At 71.1% G+C, this 21,159-nt stretch carries 16 protein-coding genes and 1 pseudogene; 11 read left to right on the forward strand and 6 right to left on the reverse strand.

Annotated features, from left to right (window positions below; genetic code table 11):
* Positions 1 to 72: 72 nt before the first annotated feature.
* The 8 genes and pseudogenes from BFN33_RS43705 to BFN33_RS43740 form a co-directional block, all read left to right on the forward strand.
* Positions 73 to 861: pseudogene (locus tag BFN33_RS43705) on the forward strand (TIGR03084 family metal-binding protein); the annotation flags it as partial.
* Positions 862 to 1,403: 542 nt separating this feature from the next.
* Entirely contained in the window at positions 1,404 to 3,071 is a 1,668-nt protein-coding gene (locus tag BFN33_RS43710) for an acyclic terpene utilization AtuA family protein (RefSeq protein WP_069765792.1), read from the forward strand.
* The gene (locus BFN33_RS43715) at positions 3,026 to 4,666 is read left to right on the forward strand and encodes an acyl-CoA carboxylase subunit beta (RefSeq protein ID WP_370743376.1); all 1,641 of its coding nucleotides are present in this window, start codon (positions 3,026 to 3,028) and stop codon (positions 4,664 to 4,666) included. Before BFN33_RS43710 ends, BFN33_RS43715 begins: the two co-directional genes overlap by 46 nt.
* 11 nt (positions 4,667 to 4,677) lie before the next feature.
* The gene (locus BFN33_RS43720) at positions 4,678 to 6,519 is read left to right on the forward strand and encodes a biotin carboxylase N-terminal domain-containing protein (protein WP_069765794.1); all 1,842 of its coding nucleotides are present in this window, start codon (positions 4,678 to 4,680) and stop codon (positions 6,517 to 6,519) included.
* Between the two features lie 42 nt (positions 6,520 to 6,561).
* Positions 6,562 to 7,692, forward strand: a complete 1,131-nt coding sequence (locus BFN33_RS43725; protein WP_069765795.1) for an acyl-CoA dehydrogenase family protein — start codon at positions 6,562 to 6,564, stop codon at positions 7,690 to 7,692.
* Between the two features lie 17 nt (positions 7,693 to 7,709).
* A complete protein-coding gene (locus BFN33_RS43730) occupies positions 7,710 to 9,278 on the forward strand; it encodes a 4-coumarate--CoA ligase family protein (RefSeq protein ID WP_069765796.1) in 1,569 nt (522 codons plus the stop codon).
* Positions 9,275 to 10,009: an enoyl-CoA hydratase family protein gene (locus tag BFN33_RS43735; RefSeq protein ID WP_069765797.1), complete on the forward strand. Its 735-nt coding sequence runs from the start codon at positions 9,275 to 9,277 to the stop codon at positions 10,007 to 10,009. The genes BFN33_RS43730 and BFN33_RS43735 overlap by 4 nt, the downstream gene beginning before the upstream one ends.
* Positions 9,997 to 10,611 (forward strand): TetR/AcrR family transcriptional regulator, encoded by a 615-nt coding sequence (locus BFN33_RS43740; protein WP_069765798.1) that lies wholly within the window; start codon positions 9,997 to 9,999, stop codon positions 10,609 to 10,611. Before BFN33_RS43735 ends, BFN33_RS43740 begins: the two co-directional genes overlap by 13 nt.
* Here the strand turns inward: BFN33_RS43740 and BFN33_RS43745 are convergent.
* Positions 10,608 to 11,720, reverse strand: coding sequence for a citrate synthase 2 (locus BFN33_RS43745; protein ID WP_069765799.1), 1,113 nt, complete (start codon positions 11,718 to 11,720; stop codon positions 10,608 to 10,610). The two genes, BFN33_RS43740 and BFN33_RS43745, sit on opposite strands and share 4 nt — an antisense overlap.
* Positions 11,721 to 11,889: 169 nt before the next feature.
* On the opposite strand from BFN33_RS43745, the gene pdxH reads away from it, so the two are divergent.
* A complete protein-coding gene (gene pdxH / locus BFN33_RS43750) occupies positions 11,890 to 12,519 on the forward strand; it encodes a pyridoxamine 5'-phosphate oxidase (RefSeq protein WP_088245514.1) in 630 nt (209 codons plus the stop codon).
* 20 nt (positions 12,520 to 12,539) lie between these two features.
* Here the strand turns inward: pdxH and BFN33_RS43755 are convergent, their stop codons facing one another.
* From BFN33_RS43755 to BFN33_RS43770, 4 genes are all read right to left on the reverse strand, one after another.
* Positions 12,540 to 13,952 (reverse strand): PAS domain-containing protein, encoded by a 1,413-nt coding sequence (locus BFN33_RS43755; RefSeq protein ID WP_069765801.1) that lies wholly within the window; start codon positions 13,950 to 13,952, stop codon positions 12,540 to 12,542.
* 121 nt (positions 13,953 to 14,073) lie between these two features.
* Positions 14,074 to 14,532 carry a GNAT family N-acetyltransferase gene (locus tag BFN33_RS43760; protein WP_370743378.1) on the reverse strand — a complete coding sequence of 153 codons (459 nt, stop codon included), beginning with the start codon at positions 14,530 to 14,532 and terminating at the stop codon, positions 14,074 to 14,076.
* Complete coding sequence (locus BFN33_RS43765) at positions 14,525 to 14,923, reverse strand: RidA family protein (protein WP_069765802.1); 399 nt, start codon at positions 14,921 to 14,923, stop codon at positions 14,525 to 14,527. Before BFN33_RS43765 ends, BFN33_RS43760 begins: the two co-directional genes overlap by 8 nt.
* A gap of 366 nt (positions 14,924 to 15,289) precedes the next feature.
* The gene (locus BFN33_RS43770; RefSeq protein WP_069765803.1) at positions 15,290 to 16,066 is read right to left on the reverse strand and encodes an SIS domain-containing protein; all 777 of its coding nucleotides are present in this window, start codon (positions 16,064 to 16,066) and stop codon (positions 15,290 to 15,292) included.
* Between the two features lie 205 nt (positions 16,067 to 16,271).
* Between BFN33_RS43770 and BFN33_RS43775 the strand changes: the two genes are divergently transcribed.
* Positions 16,272 to 16,964: a metal-dependent transcriptional regulator gene (locus tag BFN33_RS43775; protein WP_057608532.1), complete on the forward strand. Its 693-nt coding sequence runs from the start codon at positions 16,272 to 16,274 to the stop codon at positions 16,962 to 16,964.
* Positions 16,965 to 17,510: 546 nt separating this feature from the next.
* Complete coding sequence (locus tag BFN33_RS43780; RefSeq protein WP_069765804.1) at positions 17,511 to 18,449, forward strand: alpha/beta fold hydrolase; 939 nt, start codon at positions 17,511 to 17,513, stop codon at positions 18,447 to 18,449.
* Between the two features lie 88 nt (positions 18,450 to 18,537).
* Here the strand turns inward: BFN33_RS43780 and BFN33_RS54940 are convergent, their stop codons facing one another.
* Positions 18,538 to 21,078 carry a hypothetical protein gene (locus BFN33_RS54940; protein ID WP_256123034.1) on the reverse strand — a complete coding sequence of 847 codons (2,541 nt, stop codon included), beginning with the start codon at positions 21,076 to 21,078 and terminating at the stop codon, positions 18,538 to 18,540.
* Positions 21,079 to 21,159 lie beyond the last annotated feature (81 nt).

Genomic DNA, 21,159 nt, shown 5'->3' on the forward strand with positions numbered 1-21,159 from the left:
CCGGGGCAGCGGCATCCCAAAATTAATGCAAGCACGCTTGCTTGTTTCCGGAGTCGCTGACATTCTCGCCGCATGGCAGATCCCACGCCCGTCATCGACGACCTGTGTGCGGAGAGCGAGGAGCTCGACCTGCTGGTAGCCGGACTGAGCCAGGAGCAGTGGTCGCTGCCGACCCCCGCCCCCGGCTGGACCGTCGCCCACCAGATCGCCCACCTCGCCTGGACCGACCACTCCTCCCTGCTCGCCGTCACCGACCGGGCGGCCTTCTCCCGCGAGGTCGAGAAGGCGCTCGCCGCCCCCGGGGACTTCGTGGACGAGGGCGCCGAGGAGGTCGCCCGCAAGCCTCCGTCCAGGCTGCTCGCCTACTGGCGGGCGGGACGCGAGGACCTGGCGGAGGCCCTCCGTACGGCACCCGAGGGCGCCCGTTTCCCCTGGTACGGCCCGCCCATGTCGACCGCCTCCATGGCCACCGCGCGTCTCATGGAGACCTGGGCGCACGGTCTGGACGTGGCGGACGCGCTGGGGGTGATCCGTGAGCCGACCGACCGGATCCGGCACATCGTCCGCCTCGGCGTCCGCACCCGCGACTTCGCCTTCGGGGTGCACGGACTGACCCCGCCGTTCGAGGAGTTCCGCATCGAACTCACCGCACCTTCCGGCGAGTTGTGGACCTTCGGCCCCGAGAACGCCGGCGACCGCGTCACCGGCCCCGCCCTCGACCTCTGCCTCCTGGTCACCCAGCGGGCCCACCGCGCCGACCTGGCCCTGCGCGCGGAGGGCGAGGACGCCGACCAGTGGCTCGACATCGCCCAGGCCTTCGCGGGCCCACCCGGCACCGGACGCCCGGCAAAGGGAACGGCTTCCGGCGGTCCGGGGGAGGGAACGGCCTCTACTGGCCCGGGGGCGGGGGCGGCCTCCACCGGCCCGGGGGAGGGAACGACTTCCACCGGACCGGGAGAGGCAACGACTTCCGGCGGTCCGGGGGAGGGAACGGCCTCCACCGGCCCGGGGGCGGGGACGGCCTCCACCGGCCCGGGGGAGGGAACGACTTCCACCGGACCGGGAGAGGCAACGACTTCCGGCGGTCCGGGGGAGAGAACGGCCTCTACTGGCCCGGAGACGGGGACGGCTTCCGGCGGTCCGGCGGAGGGAACGGCCTCCACCGGCCCGGCACAGGGAACGGCCTCCACCGGCCCGGCCAAGGGAACGGCTTCCGGCGATCCGGCGAAGGGAACTCCCTCCACCGGCCCGGCGGAGGGAATGCCTCCCACCGGCCCGGCGGAGGGAATGCCTCCCACCGGCCCAGCAGAGGGAACGCCTCCCGCCTACTCGGCGGAGGGAACGGCTTCCCGCAGCCCGGCGGGCGGAACGCCTCCCGGCGACCCGGCAGGGGGAGTTGCCGGATGACCCTCCGTATCGGCAACGCCTCCGGCTTCTACGGTGACCGCTTCGACGCGATGCGCGAGATGCTCACCGGTGGTGAACTCGACGTCCTCACCGGCGACTACCTCGCCGAGCTGACCATGCTCATCCTGGGCCGCGACCGGCTGAAGGACCCCGGGGCCGGATACGCCCGCACCTTCCTGCGCCAACTCGAGGAGTGCCTCGGCCTCGCACACGAGCGGGGCGTGCGGATCGTCACCAACGCGGGCGGGCTAAATCCGGCCGGACTCGCTGACCGTATAAGGGAGTTGGCCGACCAACTCGGGCTCCCGGTCCGCGTCGCCCACGTCGAGGGGGACGACCTCACCCCCCTCCACCCCGGCAGCCTCGCCGCCCACGCCTACCTCGGCGGCTTCGGCATAGCGGCCTGTCTGCGCGACGGCGCGGACGTGGTCGTGACCGGCCGGGTGACGGACGCGGCCCTGGTCACCGGGCCCGCCGCCGCCCACTTCGGCTGGGGACCGACGGACCACGACCGGCTCGCGGGGGCCGTCGTCGCCGGGCACGTCCTGGAGTGCGGGACACAGGCGACCGGCGGGAACTACGCGTTCTTCCAGGAGGGAGACGTCCGCCGCCCCGGCTTCCCCCTCGCCGAACTCCACCAGGACGGCACCGCTGTCATCACCAAGCACCCCGGCACCGGCGGCTTCGTCGACGTCGGCACGGTGACGGCCCAGCTGCTGTACGAGACCCAGGGCGCCCGGTATGCCGGCCCCGACGTCACCGCACGCCTGGACACGGTCCGCCTCACGCAGGACGGCCCCGACCGCGTCCGGATCTCCGGTGTGCGCGGCGAGGCCCCGCCCCCCACCCTCAAGGTCGGCCTCAACCGGCTCGGCGGCTTCCGCAACGAGGTCGCCTTCGTCCTGACCGGCCTGGACATCGAGGCCAAGGCCGCGCTGGTGCGGGAGCAGATGGAGACCCACCTGGCCAAGGTCACCGACGTGCGCTGGGACCTGGTCCGCACGGACCGCCCGGACGCCGCGACGGAGGAAACCGCCGGCGCCCTGCTGCGACTGGTCGTCCGAGACGCGAACCAGGAGGTCGTCGGACGCGCGCTCAGCGGGGCCGCCGTAGAGCTGGCCCTGGCGAGCTACCCCGGGTTCCATGTGCTGGCGCCACCGGGGAAGGGCTCGCCCTATGGGGTCTTCGAGGATGTGTACGTCCCCCATGGGGCCGTGGACCATGTGGCCGTCCTCCACGACGGACGACGGCTCCCCGTGGTACCGGCCCCGGAGACCGCCGTACTCGAGGATCTCCCGACACCACCCCTGCCCGAACCGCTGCCGGAAGGCCCCACCCGCCGGGCCCCCCTCGGTCTGATCGCGGGCGCCCGCAGCGGCGACAAGGGCGGCAACGCCAACATCGGGGTCTGGGCCCGGACGGACGAGGCCTGGCGATGGCTCGCCCACACCCTCACCGTCGAGCACCTCCGTGAACTCCTCCCGGAAACAGCCGAGTTGCCCGTCACCCGCCACGACCTCCCCAACCTCCGCGCCCTGAACTTCGTCGTCGAGGGCATCCTCGGCGAGGGCGTCGCCGCCCAGCACCGCTTCGACCCGCAGGCCAAGGCCCTCGGCGAATGGCTGCGCTCCCGCCACCTGGACATCCCGGAGGCCCTCCTGTGACCGTCATCGACTCCGGCCTGGACACGGCAGGTCCGGACTACCGCGACAACCGCGAGGCCATGCTCGCCAAGCTCGCGGAGCTGGACACCGAGCACGCGAAGGCTCTCGCGGGCGGCGGCGAGAAGTACGTCGAGCGGCACCGGGGGCGTGGCAAGCTGCTCGCCCGGGAGCGCATCGAACTGCTCCTCGACCCGGACACGCCCTTCCTGGAACTGTCGCCGCTCGCCGCCTGGGGCAGCGAGTACACGGTCGGCGCCTCCCTCGTCACCGGCATCGGGGTCGTCGAGGGCGTGGAATGCCTGATCACCGCGAACGACCCGACCGTACGCGGCGGCGCCAGCAACCCGTGGTCGCTGAAGAAGGCCCTGCGCGCCAACGACATCGCCCTCGCCAACCGGCTGCCCTGCATCAGCCTCGTGGAGTCGGGCGGCGCGGACCTGCCCTCCCAGAAGGAGATCTTCATCCCCGGGGGTGCGATCTTCCGGGACCTGACCCGGCTCTCGGCCGCCGGAATCCCCACCGTCGCCGTCGTCTTCGGCAACTCCACGGCCGGCGGCGCCTACGTGCCCGGCATGTCCGACCACGTGATCATGGTCAAGGAGCGGGCCAAGGTGTTCCTCGGCGGTCCGCCCCTCGTCAAGATGGCCACCGGCGAGGAGAGCGACGACGAGTCCCTCGGCGGCGCCGAGATGCACGCACGCGTGTCGGGCCTCGCGGACTACTTCGCCATGGACGAGCAGGACGCGCTCAGGCAGGCCCGAAGGGTCGTGGCCCGCCTCAACCACCGCAAGGCGTACGGCGATCCGGGCCCCGCGGCGCCGCCCAAGTACGACGCCGACGAGCTCCTCGGCATCGTCCCGGGCGACCTGCGCACCCCCTTCGACCCGCGCGAGGTGATCGCCCGGATCGTCGACGCGTCCGACTTCGACGAGTTCAAGCCCCTGTACGGGACGAGCCTGGCGACCGGCTGGGCCGAGCTGCACGGCTACCCGGTGGGCGTGCTGGCCAACGCCCAGGGCGTCCTGTTCTCCGAGGAGTCCCAGAAGGCGGCCCAGTTCATCCAGCTGGCCAACCAGCGCGACATCCCGCTGCTCTTCCTGCACAACACCACCGGCTACATGGTCGGCAGGGAGTACGAACAGGGCGGCATCATCAAGCACGGCGCGATGATGATCAACGCGGTGAGCAACTCGAAGGTCCCGCACCTCTCCGTCCTCATGGGCGCCTCCTACGGGGCCGGCCACTACGGCATGTGCGGCCGCGCCTACGACCCCCGTTTCCTCTTCGCCTGGCCCAGCGCCAAGTCGGCCGTGATGGGCCCCCAGCAGCTCGCCGGCGTGCTCTCCATCGTCGCCCGCCAGTCGGCGGCCGCGAAGGGACTGCCCTACGACGAAGAGGGCGACGCCGCCCTGCGCGCCATGGTGGAGCAGCAGATCGAGTCCGAGTCGCTGCCCATGTTCCTGTCCGGGCGGCTCTACGACGACGGCGTCATCGACCCCCGCGACACCCGGACGGTACTGGGAATGTGCCTGTCCGCGATCCACACCGCGCCCTACGAGGGCGCCCGCGGCGGCTTCGGCGTCTTCCGGATGTGAGGAACCCTTCAGTGATCACTTCTGTGCTCGTCGCCAACCGGGGCGAGATCGCCTGCCGGATCTTCCGCACCTGTGCCGAGTCGGGAATCCGAACCGTCGCGGTGCACTCGGACCCGGACGCGAACGCCCTCCACACGCGCGTGGCGGACACGGCCGTACGACTCCCGGGAGCGGCCCCCGCCGACACCTACCTGCGCGCCGACCTGATCGTGAAGGCGGCGATCGCCTCCGGCGCCGACGCCGTGCACCCAGGCTACGGCTTCCTCTCCGAGAACGCCGACTTCGCACGGGCGGTCCTGGCCGCGGGCCTGGTCTGGATCGGCCCGCCACCGTCCGCGATCGAGGCGATGGCGTCCAAGACACGTGCGAAGGAACTGATGGGTCTTGCGCCCCTCGGGGACGTGACACCGGCCGACCTGCCGGTGCTGGTGAAGGCGGCCGCGGGCGGTGGAGGCCGCGGAATGCGCGTCGTCCGCCGTATCGAGGACCTGGCCGCGGCCCTGGAGAGCGCACGCGCCGAGGCCGCTAGCGCCTTCGGCGACGGCGAGGTGTTCGTCGAGCCGTACGTCGAGGACGGCCGCCACGTCGAGGTCCAGATCCTCGCCGACACCCACGGCACGGTCTGGGCCCTGGGCACCCGCGACTGCTCCCTCCAGCGCCGCCACCAGAAGGTGATCGAGGAGGCCCCGGCCCCCGGACTCCCGCAGGACCTCAGGGAGGAACTGCACGAACTTGCGGTACGAGCGGCGCGCGCGGTGGACTACGTCGGCGCGGGCACGGTCGAGTTCCTGGTCTCCGGCACCAAGGCCCACTTCCTGGAGATGAACACCCGCCTCCAGGTCGAACACCCGGTGACGGAGGCGGTGTTCGGCATCGACCTGGTGGCGGAACAGATCCGCGTCGCCGAAGGGACCCCGCTGCCCGACGAGCCCCCACGCGCGCGTGGCCACGCCGTCGAAGCGCGCCTCTACGCCGAGGACCCCGCGCGGGACTGGACCCCCCAGACCGGCACCCTGCACCACCTCTCGATCCCCCCGTCCGTCCGCCTGGACACGGGCTACGAGAACGGCGACGACATCGGCGTCCACTACGACCCGATGCTCGCCAAGGTCGTCGCGTACGCCCCCACGCGCGCGGAGGCGGTACGCAAACTGGCGGGCGCCCTGGAAAGGGCGACGATCCACGGCCCGGCCACGAACAGGGACCTGCTGGTGAACTCCCTGCGCCACAAGGAGTTCACGACGGCCCGCATGGACACCGGCTTCTACGACCGTCACCTGCCCGAACTCACCCAGCCGCACCCCGACCCGTACGCCCCCCTGGCCGCGGCCCTCGCCGACGCGGTCGACCGCTCCCGCTTCGGCGGCTGGCGCAACCTGCACTCGGCCCCGCAGACGAAGCGGTACGCGATGGCGGGGGAGGAACACGAGGTCCGCTACCGCCACACGCGCGAGGGCCTGGAGGCGGACGGGGTCCGGGTGCTCCACGCGGAGGCCAGCCGGGTCGTACTCGAAGTGGACGGTGTGCAGCGGAAGTTCGAGGTGACGCGGTACGGCGACCAGGTGTACGTGGGAGGCACAGCCCTGACGGCTCTGCCCCGCTTCCCGGACCCGACGGCCCAGCTCGCCCCGGGCTCCCTGCTGGCCCCCATGCCGGGAACGGTCGTACGGGTCGCGGACGGCCTGGCGAAGGGATCCGCCGTGGAAGCGGGCCAGCCGCTTCTGTGGCTGGAGGCGATGAAGATGGAACACAAGATCACGGCGCCGGCAGCAGGAACGCTGAGTGAGCTTCACGCATCGCCCGGCCAGCAGGTGACGGTCGGTGAACTGCTGGCAGTAGTCCAACCCGCCTAGGGGCGCGGCGAACTGCGCGCCCAGCCCCCACGAAGGAGCCACATGCCCACGATCGAACCCGATGAGCACAAGTCACTACGAGAAGCAGTAGCCGCCCTCGGCAAACGCCACGGCCGCGACTTCAACCGAGAAGAACTCTGGTCCGAGGCAGCCAAACTCGGCTACCTGGGAGTCAACCTCCCCGAGGAGTACGGAGGCGGAGGCGGCGGAATCGCCGAACTGTCCATAGTTCTCGAAGAGTTGGGCACAGCCGGCTGCCCCCTCCTCATGATGGTCGTCTCCCCAGCGATCTGCGGCACAGTGATCGCCCGCTTCGGCACGGAAGCCCAGAAACAGGAGTGGCTCCCCGCCCTCGCCGACGGCACCCGCACCATGGCCTTCGGCATCACCGAGCCGGACGCCGGTTCCAACTCCCACCGCATCACCACCACGGCCCACCGTGACGGAGCCGACTGGCTGCTCACCGGACGCAAGGTCTTCATCTCAGGCGTGGACATAGCCGACGCCACCCTCATAGTCGGCCGTACGGAGGACTCCCGCACCGGCCGCCTCAAGCCCTGCCTCTTCATCGTCCCCCGAGACGCCGAAGGCTTCACACGCCGACAGATAGACATGGAACTCCAGGCGGCGGAAAAGCAGTTCGAGCTGACCCTCGACGACGTACGCCTCCCCGCCGAGGCCCTCGTGGGAGACGAGGACGCGGGCCTCCTCCAGCTCTTCGCCGGCCTCAACCCCGAACGCATCATGACGGCGGCCTTCGCGATCGGCATGGGCCGCTACGCCCTCTCGCAGGCGATCACCTACGCCAGGGACCGCACGGTCTGGAACACCCCCATCGGCGCCCACCAGGCCATCGCCCACCCCCTCGCCCAGGCCCACATCGACCTCGAACTCGCCCGCCTGATGATGCAGAAGGCCGCCCACCTCTACGACGCGGGAGACGACGTGGCCGCGGGAGAGGCCGCCAACATGGCGAAGTACGCCGCGGGGGAGGCCTGTGTGAAAGCGGTGGACCAGGCGGTCCACACCCTCGGCGGCAACGGCCTCACCCGTGAGTTCGGGCTCGCCTCGTTGATAACGGCCGCGCGCGTGGCTCGTATCGCACCGGTGAGCAGGGAGATGATTCTCAACTACGTCTCCCACCAGACCCTGGGCCTGCCCAAGTCGTACTAGGCCGCCATGGAGGAACCGTGTTCCGCAGCGAGTACGCAGACGTCCAGCCCGTAGAACTCCCCATCCACGACGCGGTGTTGGCGCGCGCCGCCGAGTTCGGTGACGCGCCCGCCCTGATCGACGGGACCGACGGGGCCACCCTCACCTACGGACAGCTCGACCGGTTCCACCGCCGGGTCGCCGCCGGTCTCGCGGAGGCGGGCGTCACCAAGGGGGACGTGCTCGCGCTGCACAGCCCCAACACGATCGCCTTCCCGGCCGCGTTCTACGCCGCCACCCGCGCGGGTGCCTCCGTCACGACCGTGCACCCGCTCTCCACCCCCGAGGAGTTCGCCAAGCAGCTCAGTGACTCCGCGGCCCGCTGGATCGTCACCGTCTCCCCACTCCTGGAGACGGCACGCCGGGCCGCCGAACTCGCGGGCGGGGTACGGGAGATCTTCGTCTGCGACAGCGCACCCGGCCACCGCTCCCTGATCGACATGCTGTCCTCGACGGCCCCCGAGCCGGACCTCGCCATCGACCCGGTGACGGACGTGGCGGCACTGCCGTACTCCTCGGGCACCACCGGCACCCCCAAGGGCGTGATGCTCACCCACCGGCAGATCGCCACCAACCTCGCCCAGCTCGAACCACTGATGGCGGCCGGCCCCGAGGACCGCATCCTCGCGGTCCTGCCCTTCTTCCACATCTACGGCCTCACGGCCCTCATGAACGCACCCCTGCGCCTCGGCGCCTCCGTCGTCGTCCTGCCCCGCTTCGACCTGGAGACCTTCCTCGCGGCGATCCAGAACCACCGCATCACCGGCCTGTACGTGGCCCCGCCGATCGTCCTCGCCCTCGCCAAACACCCCCTCGTCGAGCACTACGACCTGTCGTCCCTGCGCTACATCGTCAGCGCCGCCGCCCCCCTGGACGCCCGGCTCGCCGCCGCCTGCTCGGCCCGGCTCGGCCTCCCACCCGTCGGCCAGGCGTACGGCATGACGGAACTCTCGCCCGGCACCCACGTCGTCCCCCTGTCCGCCATGCGCCAGGCACCCCCCGGGACGGTGGGCAAGCTCATCGCCGGCACCGAGATGCGGATCGTCTCCCTCGACGACCCCGACAAGGACCTCGACGTCGGCGAGCCCGGCGAGATCCTGATCCGCGGCCCGCAGATCATGAAGGGCTACCTCGGCCGCCCCGACGACACCGCCGCGATGATCGACCCCGACGGCTGGCTGCACACAGGAGACGTCGGCCATGTCGACGCCGGCGGCTGGCTGTTCGTCGTCGACCGGGTCAAGGAACTCATCAAGTACAAGGGCTTCCAGGTGGCCCCCGCCGAACTGGAGGCCCTCCTGCTCACCCACCCCGGCATCGCCGACGCGGCCGTCATCGGCGTCTACAACGACGACGGCAACGAGGTCCCGCAGGCCTTCGTCGTCCGCCAGCCGACCGCCACCGAGCTCTCCGAAGGGGAGGTCATGATGTACGTCGCCGAGCGCGTCGCCCCCTACAAACGCGTCCGCCAGGTCACCTTCATCGACGCGGTGCCCCGGGCCGCCTCCGGCAAGATCCTCCGACGACAGCTCAGGGAGCGCGCATGACACTGATCGCCCGCACACGCGCGCGTGGCATCGAAACCCTCACCCTCGACTCCCCGCACAACCGCAACGCCCTGTCGGCGGCGCTGGTCGGAGAGCTGGCCTCCTGCCTGGCGGACTGCGCCAAGGAGGACGCCGTACGCGCGATCGTCCTCACCCACACAGGCAACACCTTCTCCGCCGGCGCCGATCTGAAGGACCCCCCGGACCCGGCCGCCCTGGTGGGGCTCCTGCGGCAGATCGTGGAGCTGGACAAGCCGGTCGTCGCACGCGTCACCGGCCACGTCCGCGCGGGCGGCCTCGGCCTCCTCGCCGCCTGCGACATCGCGGCCGCGTCCACGGAGTCGACCTTCGCCTTCACCGAGGTACGGATCGGTCTCGCCCCCGCGGTCATCTCACTGACGCTGCTGCCCCGCACCGACCCCCGCGCCCTCGCCCGCCACTACCTCACCGGCGAGCGCTTCGACGCCGCCGAGGCCGCCCGCATCGGCCTCGTGACGGCGGCGGGCGACGACGTGGACGCCGTACTCGAACCGATCCTGGACGGCCTGCGCCGGGCCGCCCCCGAGGCCCTGGCCGAGACGAAACGGCTGCTCACGGCTAAGGTGCTGGAGACCTTCGACCGGGACGCGGCCGACCTGACCGCGCTCTCGGCCCGGCTGTTCGCCTCACCGCACGCGCGCGAGGGCATGACGGCCTTCCTGGAACGACGGGATCCCTCATGGCTTCTGTGACCACCATCGGCGACCGCGCCGAACGCGTGCCCAAGCAGGACCGCAGCCGGGCCACCCGGCAGCGCCTCCTCGAAGCCGCCGTGGCCTGCCTCGCCGAACACGGCTGGGCCGGCTCCACGGTCACCGTCGTCGCCGAACGCGCCGGCGTCTCCCGAGGCGCCGCCCAGCACCACTTCCCGACGCGGGAGGACCTCTTCACGGCGGCGGTCGAATACGTGGCCGAGGAACGCTCCACCGCCCTGCGCGCCCTGTTCCCGCAGGGCGCGGCACAAGACCGCCGCGCGGTGGTCTCAGCCCTCGTGGACCTCTACACCGGCCCGCTGTTCCGCGCCGCCCTCCACCTCTGGGTCGCCGCCTCCAACGAGGAACAACTGCGCCCCCAGGTCACCGAACTGGAGGCGCGCGTAGGCCGGGAGACCCATCGGATCGCCGTGGACCTGCTCGGCGCGGACGAGTCACGCCCCGGCGTCCGGGAAACGGTCCAGGGCCTCCTGGACATGGCAAGAGGCCTGGGCCTGGCCAACCTCCTCACGGACGACGCGGCCAGACGGGACCGCGTCGTGACGCAATGGGCCGTACTGCTGAACGAGACACTGGCCTAGTCGGCGATGTCCCCGTATCCCTCGATGTCCCGGGGATCCCGAGCCGAGGGCCCCACATAGCGCGCGGAAGGCCGCACCAGCCGCCCCGTCCGCTTCTGCTCCAGAATGTGCGCCGACCACCCCGCCGTACGCGCACACGTGAACATCGACGTGAACATGTGCGCCGGCACCTCCGCGAAGTCGAGCACGATGGCCGCCCAGAACTCCACGTTCGTGGCCAGCACCCGGTCCGGCCGCCGCGCATGCAACTCCGCCAGCGCCGCCTTCTCCAGCGCCTCCGCGATCTCGAACCGCGGCGCCCCCAGCTCCCGCGCGGTCCGCCGCAACACCCGCGCGCGGGGATCCTCGGCCCGGTACACCCGGTGCCCGAACCCCATCAGCCGCTCACCCCGGTCCAGCGCCTGCCTGACATACGCCTCGGCGTCCCCGGTCCGCTCGATCTCCTCGATCATCCCGAGCACCCGCGAGGGCGCCCCGCCGTGCAGCGGCCCGGACATGGCACCCACCGCCCCGGACAGCGCGGCGGCCACATCGGCACCCGTGGAGGCGATCACGCGCGCGGTGAACGTCGACGCGTTCATCCCGTGCTCCGCGGCCGACGTCCAGTAGGCGTCCACCGCGGCCACATGCTTGGGATCCGGCTCCCCCCGCCAGCGGATCATGAACCGCTCGACGACGGACTGCGCCTTGTCGATCTCCCGCTGCGGCACCATCGGCAACCCCTGCCCGCGCGCGGACTGGGCGACGTAGGAAAGAGCCATCACGGCGGCCCGGGCCAGGTCGGCACGCGCCTGCCCGGCATCGATGTCGAGCAGCGGCTTGAGCCCCCACACCGGGGCGAGCATGGCGAGCGCCGACTGGACGTCCACGCGGATGTCCCCGGAATGCACCGGGATCGGGAACGGCTCGGCGGGCGGCAGACCCGGATTGAAGGCGCCGTCGACCAGCAGCCCCCACACGTTGCCGAACGAGACATGACCGACCAGATCCTCGATGTCGACGCCCCGGTACCGCAGCGCGCCGCCCTCCTTGTCCGGTTCGGCGATCTCCGTCTCGAACGCGATGACTCCTTCGAGGCCAGGGACAAAGCCGGGGTCGAAGTCGGACATCAGGCGGCTCCTCATGATGTGGACGACGGATGACTTCACGATATCCCCGAGTGCCACCTTTGGGGAGTGTCTGCGGCACTCAGTGCCACCAACGGTGGGTGAGTCATCCGTACGGCAAGATGACCGCGTGACCGAAGCAGCAGACGCCGCCGCCCCGGACCCCGCCTCCATGCGCCGCCAGTACCGCATGGAAGGTCTCGCCGAGACCGACCTGGCCGCCACCCCCGTCGAACAGTTCGCGCGCTGGTTCAAGCAGGCGGCGACCGAGGCGCACCTCTTCGAGCCCAACGCCATGGTCGTCTCCACCGCGGACGCCGAGGGCCGCCCCAGCTCCCGCACGGTGCTCCTCAAGCAGTTCGACGAACGGGGCTTCGTCTTCTACACGAACTACGACTCCCGCAAGGCCAGGGACCTCGCACAGAACCCGTACGTCTGCCTGCTCTTCCCCTGGCACCCCATGGGCCGCCAGGTCATCGTCACCGGCATCGCCCGCCGCACCGGCCGCGACGAGACCGCCGCCTACTTCCGCACCCGCCCCCACGGCTCCCAGCTCGGCGCCTGGGCCAGCGCCCAGTCCTCGGTGATCGACACACGCGACCAGGTCGACACCGCCTACGCCGAACTGACCGCCCGCTACCCCGAGGGCGAACAGGTCCCGGTCCCCCCGAACTGGGGCGGCTTCCGAGTGGCACCGGACAAGATCGAGTTCTGGCAGGGCCGCGAGAACCGCCTCCACGACCGACTGCGGTACGTGGCGGAAGCGGACGGGAGCTGGCGGGTGGAGCGGCTGAGTCCCTGAAGAAGCGGCTCGACACAGCCCTACGCCCGCCCCACCACCCCGCCCAGATCCAGCGCCGCGGCGATCCGCACCGCCACGTCCTCCGCGTACACCGCGTCGCCCCGCTCGAACTGCCCCCTACCGGACCCCCGCAAGAACGTCACGACGCCCAGCGTCCGCCCCCGGCTCCGCAGCACCGCGCACAACGCGTGCACCACATCCGGGGGCCACTGCCGGGCCTCGGCCCACTCACGGGCCCGTTCACCCGACACCGACCCCACACTCGCCCGCACCGAACCGATCCGGTCCACGCACTGCAGCGCCGGATGCCCCTCCCCGTACCGCACGGGCAACCCGGCCTTGCCCGACGCCTGCAGACTCGGCCCAGGTGCCCCGGAGGGCGTCGCGGCGACCCGTACGAGACGTACCGGATCCGTCTCCTCGCCGTCGGCCACCGCGCCCCCGGCCACCCGGTCGATCAGCGCGTGGTCGGCGAACCCGGCGAGGGCGAAGTCCAGATGCACCACTGCAGCCTCGACCGGATCCTCGCACTCCGCGGCCGCCCGGGCCGCCCGGTGCAGCTGGTTCGTCCGGAACCGCAGCAGCGAGGCCTCCTGCTCGCTCTGCTTGGCCTCGGTGACGTCCTGGAACAGCCAGCCGACACCCAACGGCACCGGCTCCTCCGCGAGCGGCGAGGCCAGCCGTACGAACCCGCAGCGCCAGCAGCGCCGCTTCTCGCCGTCCGGAGTCCGCACCCCCACCCAGATCTCGGCCGGCGCCGGTGGCGCGCCCTCGGCCAGCACATGGGTGAGCGCGCTCTCCAGCTCCTCCACGCCCTGCGCGAGGAGCTCCCCGAGGGGCCGCCCCAGCACCGACGTACGCCCGATGCCCAACGACCGGGCCGCGTGCGCGTTGACCACGGCGGGCCGCAGATCGGCGTCGACGAGCACGACACCCCACGAGGCGTCCTCGAACAGCGCCTCGCTCAGCGCGATCGACCGCTCCAGATCGATCTGCGTGTGCACCTCGCTGAAGGCGCAGTACACCCCGGCCGGCTTCCCGTCGGGCCCGCGTACGGCCGCGGACTGGGTACGTACGAGCACCCGGCCGCCGTCCTTGGTCAGCAGCGCGAACTCGTGCACCTGCCGCCCGGGGGCCTGCATGGCGGACATCAGCCGCGCCTCGACCTCCACGGCGTCCGCCCGCCGCACCGCCCACCCGGCGAACCCGTGCCGCCCCACGGCCTCGGCCGCGGTCCAGCCGAGGATCCGCTCCGCCTCACGATTCCAATGGGTGACGACACCGTCCGCGTCAAAGGCACACAGTGCCGCGTCCATCCCGTCGAGGAGCGCGGCGAGCAGATCCGAGCCGCCGTCCGATCCCTCAGGACCGTCCGGCCCGGGACCGTCCGGCCCCAGCTCGTCGGTGGTCCCACTACGCCGGGAAGCACTCACCTGGACCCCCTGCCGGCTGCTTCACTCACTAACAATCATTCAACTCGAACGTGACGCAGCACACACCTGGTTCCCGCAAGATTGAAGGAATCGTTGTACGCCGGAAACGCTCCGAATCCCCTTAAACAGCTCTCCGGTCCGGCTCCAGCCGCAGATCGACCCACTCGTCGCTCTCGCCGTCCAGCACGTACCGGTCGACCTCGACGAACCCACGCGCCAGCGCGAACCGCGCCCCGTCCCCATTGACGGCCAGCACACATGTCTCGATCACCCGGGCGCCGAGCACACGCGCATGATCAAGACCCTTCTCGTAGAGTGCCGTCCCGAAACCCCGCCGACGGTAATCGGGCAGCACGCGCGCGATGACCGTCGCCACAGCCTCCTCTCCGTCCGGCGGCCGCACGGTCGAGCACCCCACGAGCGTGTCCCCGAGATACGCGTTCTCCAGCCGGTACCGCCGGCCGCGCTCACGTACGTCCTCGGCGCTCATGGCAGCCGGCGGAACGATCACGTTGTGCACATACCGCCACTGCTCGAGCATGCCGTCCCCCACGACGGGCTCTATCCGCAGATCAGTCACGGTCACCACTTCCCCTCCGCGCGTCCACCTCTATCTCGATCTTCATCCGGGGATCGGCGAGGCCGCACACGAGCATCGTGGCGGCCGGCCGGACATCGCCGAAGTGGCGGCGCAGGACCGGCCAGCAGGGCTCGAAGTCGTCCCGGTCGGGCAACAGGTAGCGCACCCGCACCACGTCCGCCAAGGTGCACCCCGCATCGGCCAGAGCGGCCCCGATGTTCCGCAGACACTGCTCGGCCTGCTCCACCACGTCGTCCGAGATCGTCATCGCGGCGTAGTCGAACCCGGTCGTCCCGGACACGTGCACCCGGTCCCCGTCGACTACGGCGCGCGCGTACCCGATGTGTTCCTCGAAGGAGGAACCACTCATGATCGCTCGTCGCTTTGTCATGCACGGAACGCTAATCGCTGTCGGACTCTGCTGGCACGAGGCGACGGATACGGCCGGAGCACTCGGTCGGAAACCTCGGAGTCAATATCCCGGAAAACCGGTTGATCGAGGCCCGACTGCTTCCTAGGGTGTGGTCTACGCATGAAGGGAGGTGATCGGGTAAATGACTGAAACCCGGACGCGCGAGGTGGCTGCGGGCTAGCGGCCTGCCACCACATTCAGTGCGGTGCCGGACCCGCGTGTACGAGATGCACGCAGCCGGCCAATTCAACGCAGTCACCCGACCCGCGAGCTCGCCGGTACGTCCGGCCGGCTCCCTCGCCGCAAGGCGGAGGGACCAGAGCTCGCGGGTCGTCTGCGTTCTGACTACTGCCGGTAGAAGATCCGGTCCCCGTACTCCTCGAACACTCGGTCGTTCCACTCCAGCCCGCCGTCCACGTTCCCCGACCGCAGCAGCGGCGGCTCGATCCCCCGCTGCGCCAGCGCTCCCGCCGCCGTGGCCATCACCGCCTGGAGCAGTGCCGAGGTCACGACCGTGGAGGCGGGGGCGAAGGGGGCCGGGATGGTGTCCAGGGTGAGTTCCGCGTCGCCTACGGCGATCTTGGAGTCGAGGACGACGTCGCAGTGGTCCTTGAGGAAGGTGCCGGAGCTGTGGCGGGGCTGCGTCTCCGTCGTATAGGCGACCGACGTGACGCCGATGACCTTCACGCCCAGGGAGCGCGCGGTCAGGGCCATTTCCACGGGGAGGGCATTGCGGCCGGAGAGGGAGATGATCACGAGGGCGTCGCCCGCGCGGAGGGGCGAGCAGCTCAGGACGGCGCTCGCGAGGCCGTCGACGCGTTCGAGGGCGGAGCCGAGGGTGGCCGGCATGACGTCGACGCCCACGACCCCCGGGACGGTCAGCAGGTTCATGAGGGCGAGTCCGCCGGCCCGGTAGACGAGGTCCTGCGCGGCGAGCGAGGAGTGCCCGGCGCCGAAGGCGAAGAGGCGGCCACCGGCGGCGACGGTGTCGGCGAGGAGCTCACCGGCTGTCGCGACGGCCTCGGCCTCCTCGTCCCGGACCCGTTGCAGCAGCCCGATCGCGGCGTCGAAGAACTGCCCGGACAGCTTGCCGTCAGCGCTCGCGGAGCCCGTCTCGCCCATGCGTCGTCCAACCCTTCGTCGCCGTGTCGCGGATCACCGTGCGGTCTGGACCAGTGGGATGTCAATACGGCCGCGCGCCTGGTCGTAACCGCTTGGTTTCAACGGCGCGGCACGCTTGTCAGTGGTATCCGGCAGAATTGATGCCAGGGCCAGCGCACGAGCCGGGAAGCTGTCGTGCTTCCGGCGATCTCATCAAGGGGCACGTATGTCCGGACTGATCGACACCACGGAGATGTATCTCCGCACCATCCTCGAGCTGGAGGAGGAAGGTGTGGTCCCCATGCGCGCCCGGATCGCCGAGCGGCTCGACCAGAGCGGGCCGACGGTCAGTCAGACGGTGGCGCGGATGGAGCGTGACGGGCTGGTGTCGGTCGCCAGTGACCGGCATCTGGAGCTGACGGACGAGGGCCGGCGGCTGGCCACGCGTGTGATGCGCAAGCACCGGCTCGCGGAGTGTCTGCTGGTCGATGTGATCGGTCTGGAGTGGGAGCAGGTCCACGCGGAGGCGTGTCGCTGGGAGCATGTGATGAGTGAGGCGGTGGAGCGCCGGGTGCTGGAGCTGCTGCGTCACCCCACCGAGTCGCCGTACGGCAACCCGATCCCGGGTCTGGAGGAGCTGGGTGAGAAGGACGGTGCCGATCCGTTCCTGGACGAGGGCATGGTGTCGCTGGCCGAGCTGGATCCGGGTCTCGACGGCAAGACGGTCGTCGTGCGCCGTATCGGTGAGCCGATCCAGACGGACGCGCAGCTGATGTACACGTTGCGTCGGGCGGGTGTGCAGCCCGGTTCGGTGGTGAGTGTGACGGAGTCGGCGGGCGGGGTGCTGGTGGGCAGCGGTGGCGAGGCCGCGGAGCTGGAGTCGGATGTCGCCTCGCATGTGTTCGTGGCCAAGCGCTGACGGTCGCCGGGGGCTCAGATTGTCGGGAGCTGTGGGGCAGTTGTGGCTTGTCCGAGTCTCTTCCGGGGCTCCGTCGGTCCAGGATTCACTGTGCGGAATCGCAGCGCTACGACGCTTCCCGTGCGAGGCTGTCGCGTGGGGCATATGACCTGAGGGGGCGGGCGGATGTGCCGTAGGCGTATGGATGGCCCCGGCACCTTTCGGTGCCGGGGCCGGTCCTCCCCTGTGCTGACCCGGAGCCCCGAGCTCTCAGGGTCATTCCCCTCGGACCGATTTCCCCGAGCGGTCCGCCTCCCGCTGAAGATCTCCCCTTGGCGGCGGCGATCATTCCTTGAGCGTGGTCACTCGAACGAGGGGTGTTGCCGTTCCGAAGGCCCAATGTCGAATGCTCATTCGATAATCTGCGAGTGACGGGACGCACGGGACGTGCGCTGCACAGATGTACGGCACAGCACCGACAGACAGGACAGGCACGGCAGTCAGGACACGGTTCACAGGGCGGCTCGAGCGGGAGCGGGCGGTCCGGGCGGAGCTAGGGGGGTGCCAATGGCGCGGCGCATCGACGTGACCGGGGCGGGCGGCGTACGTCTTGCGGCCTGGGAGTTCGGTGACCCTCCCAAGACCGATCCAAGCGATCCAACCGATCCGACCGATCCGACGGATCCGGCGAGGGAGCTCACGCAAGCCCCGGAGAAACGATCACCCGGGGTGCTGTTACTGCACGGCCTGATGGGCCGAGCCTCGCACTGGGCGTCCACCGCCCGCTGGCTCTCCGAGCGCTACCGCGCCGTCGCGCTCGACCAGCGCGGTCACGGCCAGAGCGACAAGCCCCCTCGGGCCGCTTTCACCCGTGACGCGTACGTCGAGGACGCCGAGGCCGCCCTCGAGCAGCTCGCTCTCGCCCCGACCGTCCTGATCGGCCATGCCATGGGCGCCCTCACCGCCTGGCAGCTCGCCGCGCGGCGGCCCGACCTGGTCCGCGGGGTGATCATCTGCGACATGCGGGCCTCCGCCCTCGGCGCCGCCTCGCAGCGGGAGTGGGGCGAGTGGTTCAAGGCCTGGCCCGTCCCGTTCGCCACGCTCGCCGACGTACGCAAGTGGTTCGGCGAGGACGACCCCTGGGTGGAGCGGCCCAACCCGGCGCGCGGCGAGTTCTACGCCGAGGTGATGGCCGAGTCCCCCGACGGCTGGCGCCCCGTCTTCGAGCCCGAGCAGATGCTGTCCTCCCGCGAGACCTGGGTCTACGACGCCCACTGGGAGGAGCTCACCCAGGTCAGGTGCCCCGCCCTGGTCGTCCGCGGCCTCGACGGCGAACTGGGCCGCGCCGAGGCCCAGGAGATGGTGCGCGTCCTGCCCCGTGGCGAGTACGCCGAGGTCGCCGACGCCGGCCACCTCGTCCACTACGACCAGCCGGAGGCATGGCGGGCCGCCATAGAGCCCTTCCTGGACCGCCTGGAAGGCCTGGGCGGCGGGAACACCGGCTGACGCACGACAGGGCCGCGAGGCGAGCGCCCCCTTGTTCCTGACGGACGCGAAGCCCCCGACGGACCATGTCCGCCGGGGGCCGGAAGGATCAGCGCACGTCGACGTAGTCGCCGCCGGCCGTGGCGGTCGCGGTCGTGGTGCTGCCCGCGAAGCTGTAGCGCCAGTAGCCGTCGGTGGTGGCCTTGACCGTGGTCTTCAGGTTTCCGGTGCTGTTCGTCGTGACCGTCTTCACGGTCGTGTACGTGGTCGCGCCCTTCTTGCGGAACTGCAGTTGGACCTTCTGGCCCACGTACCCGTGGAAGCCGCCGAGGGCCTCCCAGTCGGCACGGGAGAGCTTCCCGGTGACGGTGAGCGTCTTGTTCTTGGCGACGGGCTCAGGGGAGGCGTTGACCGTGAGGGCCGCGTCCCGCAGCACCGGCACCGACTTCACCGCGTGCCGGTCGGTGTACCCGCCGCCGTCGGCGGACTCGGCCCAGGCGGCCACGTTCCAGGTGCCGGCGAGGGCGTTGCGCCCGAAGTTCCAGCGGGGCTGGATGTAGGCGAACTGGGCCGTGCAGGTCGCCGTCGTCGCGTCGACCTTGGTGCAGGACGCGGGCCAGCTGCCGTAGAGGACCGCGCTCGGGGCGTCGTACGACCCCTTGTACAGGTACATGTCGCCGCTGGCGATGCCGGACGGGTCGGTGGCGGTGAACTTCGCCGTGAACTCCTGGAGCGGCTGGTCGTGGAGTCGGACCGGCTTGCCGCCGTTGACGACGACGTTGGAGATCCGGGTCGAGCCGACCGTCTCGTCGCCCTGCCGGGCGGGGCCGGCGAAGGCCCGCACGAGGGTGCGGTCGAGGCTGCCGCCCCGGTCGTCGACGGCGGTGACGCGCAGGGTGACGTAAGCGGCGCCGGCCGGGACGGCATACGGCGCCGAACCGTCCGCCGCGAGGGGCAGGTCGGTCCAGGTCGTGCCGTCGTCGGTGGAGGCGGACAGGCCCGTGACGCGGGTGTTCGCGGTGGCCGCGTCGGCGTTGCGGGTGGTCGCGGTCGCGGAGACGCGTACGGTTCCGGCGGCGGCCCGACCCGAGGCGTCGAGGCCCAGGACCTTCACCTGGGCGTCGATGAGCGGGAGCGCAGGCCCGGCGACACCCGCGGAGGTGCTGCTGGAGCGGAACGTCCACGTGTTGCGCACGTCCGTGGCGAGCCGCGCGTACGGCACCCGGCGGTGCACGGTCTGCTGCAGGGTGTACGACTGCTCCCGCGCCGGCAGCGCCGAGGAGCTCAGCGAGTGGTACGCGTCGATACCGGAACCGTCGGCGTAGACGACGCCGTCCTCGCCCGTCACCCGGTACGAGGACCGCGCGCGGCCGTCGGTTCCCTCGTGGCCGTCGGCGTCACCGAATGCGCTTCCCTCGTCCAGGTAGAACCTGCGGTTGTAGAGCTGCGAGGCGGTGAACTCGCCGAGCACGGGCTGGAGCGGGGCCGCGCCCAGCGTCTCGCCCGCACTGGTGCCCGCGGGCAGGGTGCGGGCGGCCAGGTCGAGGTACTGGTCGAAGGTGCCGTAGTCCAGGAGCCGGCCGTACTCGACGCCCGGGGTGACGTACTCGGTGACCGGACCGGCCGCCGGCACCGCGGCACCGATGTAGACGCCGGTCCACTCGCCGAAGTCCGGGACGCTCTGGAGGAAGGCGGTGGTCCGGGTGCCCGGGGCATGGACCTGGGTGACCGTCCTGGCCAGGGATGCCCGGGTGACCTGCTTGACCGGCGAGGTCGGCACGGTGGTGGTGAAGCTGTGGGTGAGGTCGTAGCGGTAGGGGCTCGGGACGTTCGCCGAGGAGCCCTTCTTCGCCAGGACGTCGTGGATGCGCAGCGAGACGCCCGGCATGGTGAACGGCGTGACGTACACCTTGGCGTCGTCGGAGCCGGCGAAGCCCGCCAGGTCACCGCCGGGCACGCTCAGCCAGACGGCCGCGGACTGCCGGGTGGCGGTGGTGTCGTCGGTGCGGATGCCGGTTTCCTTGGCGGCTCGCTGGTCGAAGTTCACCGTCCTGGCGGCCGAGCCGACTGTGAAGGACTGGGCGAGCAGATAGCTCGGCTGGAGCCAGTCGGAGTGCAGTGCCACCGCGAAGTAGTCGCCCGGCGGCAGCTTGACGCTTGACGTGGGCCCGTACGCGTCGCTGTTGACCGGGTACGACGTCCAGGTCTTGCGGTTCCAGACGTAGAACAGCTTGCCCGCCACGCTCGCGTGCGTGATCGCCAGCTTGACGGAGTACGTCGACGCGGCCGCGGAAGCGGTGGTGGTCGCGGTCGGCTGCACCGTGAGGCTCGCCGGTGCCCGGTCCGCCGCGCGCTCGGCGCTCGGTCGCACGGAGACCCGGCCGTCGAGCGACGCGACCGAGTAAAGGGTCCGCTCCGCGCGGTCCGCCGCGGTGATGTGGAGGTTCCGGCCGCCGACCAGGTCCACGCGGTCGCCGTTGCCCAACTCGACGCCCGCAACGCCCGGTTGAGCGCGGACCGTCCCCGTGTCGGCCGTCGCCCGAGCCGCCCCGGCCGAGGGAGTCGCCCCTGCTGAAGGGGCGAGCAGCACGGACGCGATCAGTACCGCCCCGCACAGCCCCGTCCCGACGGATCTTCGAACACCGTTCATGAATAAGCCCCCTTGCCCCTGATCCCCTGACCCTCTGGCGCGACCTTCCCGGTCCACACCTCACAGGAGTCGCAGGGTGCA

The organism is Streptomyces sp. LUP47B (assembly GCF_001746295.1).
Taxonomy (GTDB): domain Bacteria; phylum Actinomycetota; class Actinomycetes; order Streptomycetales; family Streptomycetaceae; genus Streptomyces.

Coding starts and splice junctions, on each gene's coding strand:
- BFN33_RS43780 (WP_069765804.1), top strand. CDS start 17,511: ATGGCGCGGCGCATCGACGTGACCGGGGCGGGCGGCGTACGTCTTGCG.
- BFN33_RS43715 (WP_370743376.1), top strand. CDS start 3,026: ATGGCTGCGCTCCCGCCACCTGGACATCCCGGAGGCCCTCCTGTGACC.
- BFN33_RS43765 (WP_069765802.1), bottom strand. CDS start 14,923: ATGACAAAGCGACGAGCGATCATGAGTGGTTCCTCCTTCGAGGAACAC.
- BFN33_RS54940 (WP_256123034.1), bottom strand. CDS start 21,078: ATGAACGGTGTTCGAAGATCCGTCGGGACGGGGCTGTGCGGGGCGGTA.
- BFN33_RS43770 (WP_069765803.1), bottom strand. CDS start 16,066: ATGGGCGAGACGGGCTCCGCGAGCGCTGACGGCAAGCTGTCCGGGCAG.
- BFN33_RS43735 (WP_069765797.1), top strand. CDS start 9,275: ATGACACTGATCGCCCGCACACGCGCGCGTGGCATCGAAACCCTCACC.
- BFN33_RS43725 (WP_069765795.1), top strand. CDS start 6,562: ATGCCCACGATCGAACCCGATGAGCACAAGTCACTACGAGAAGCAGTA.
- BFN33_RS43775 (WP_057608532.1), top strand. CDS start 16,272: ATGTCCGGACTGATCGACACCACGGAGATGTATCTCCGCACCATCCTC.
- BFN33_RS43710 (WP_069765792.1), top strand. CDS start 1,404: ATGACCCTCCGTATCGGCAACGCCTCCGGCTTCTACGGTGACCGCTTC.
- pdxH (WP_088245514.1), top strand. CDS start 11,890: ATGCGCCGCCAGTACCGCATGGAAGGTCTCGCCGAGACCGACCTGGCC.
- BFN33_RS43740 (WP_069765798.1), top strand. CDS start 9,997: ATGGCTTCTGTGACCACCATCGGCGACCGCGCCGAACGCGTGCCCAAG.
- BFN33_RS43745 (WP_069765799.1), bottom strand. CDS start 11,720: ATGTCCGACTTCGACCCCGGCTTTGTCCCTGGCCTCGAAGGAGTCATC.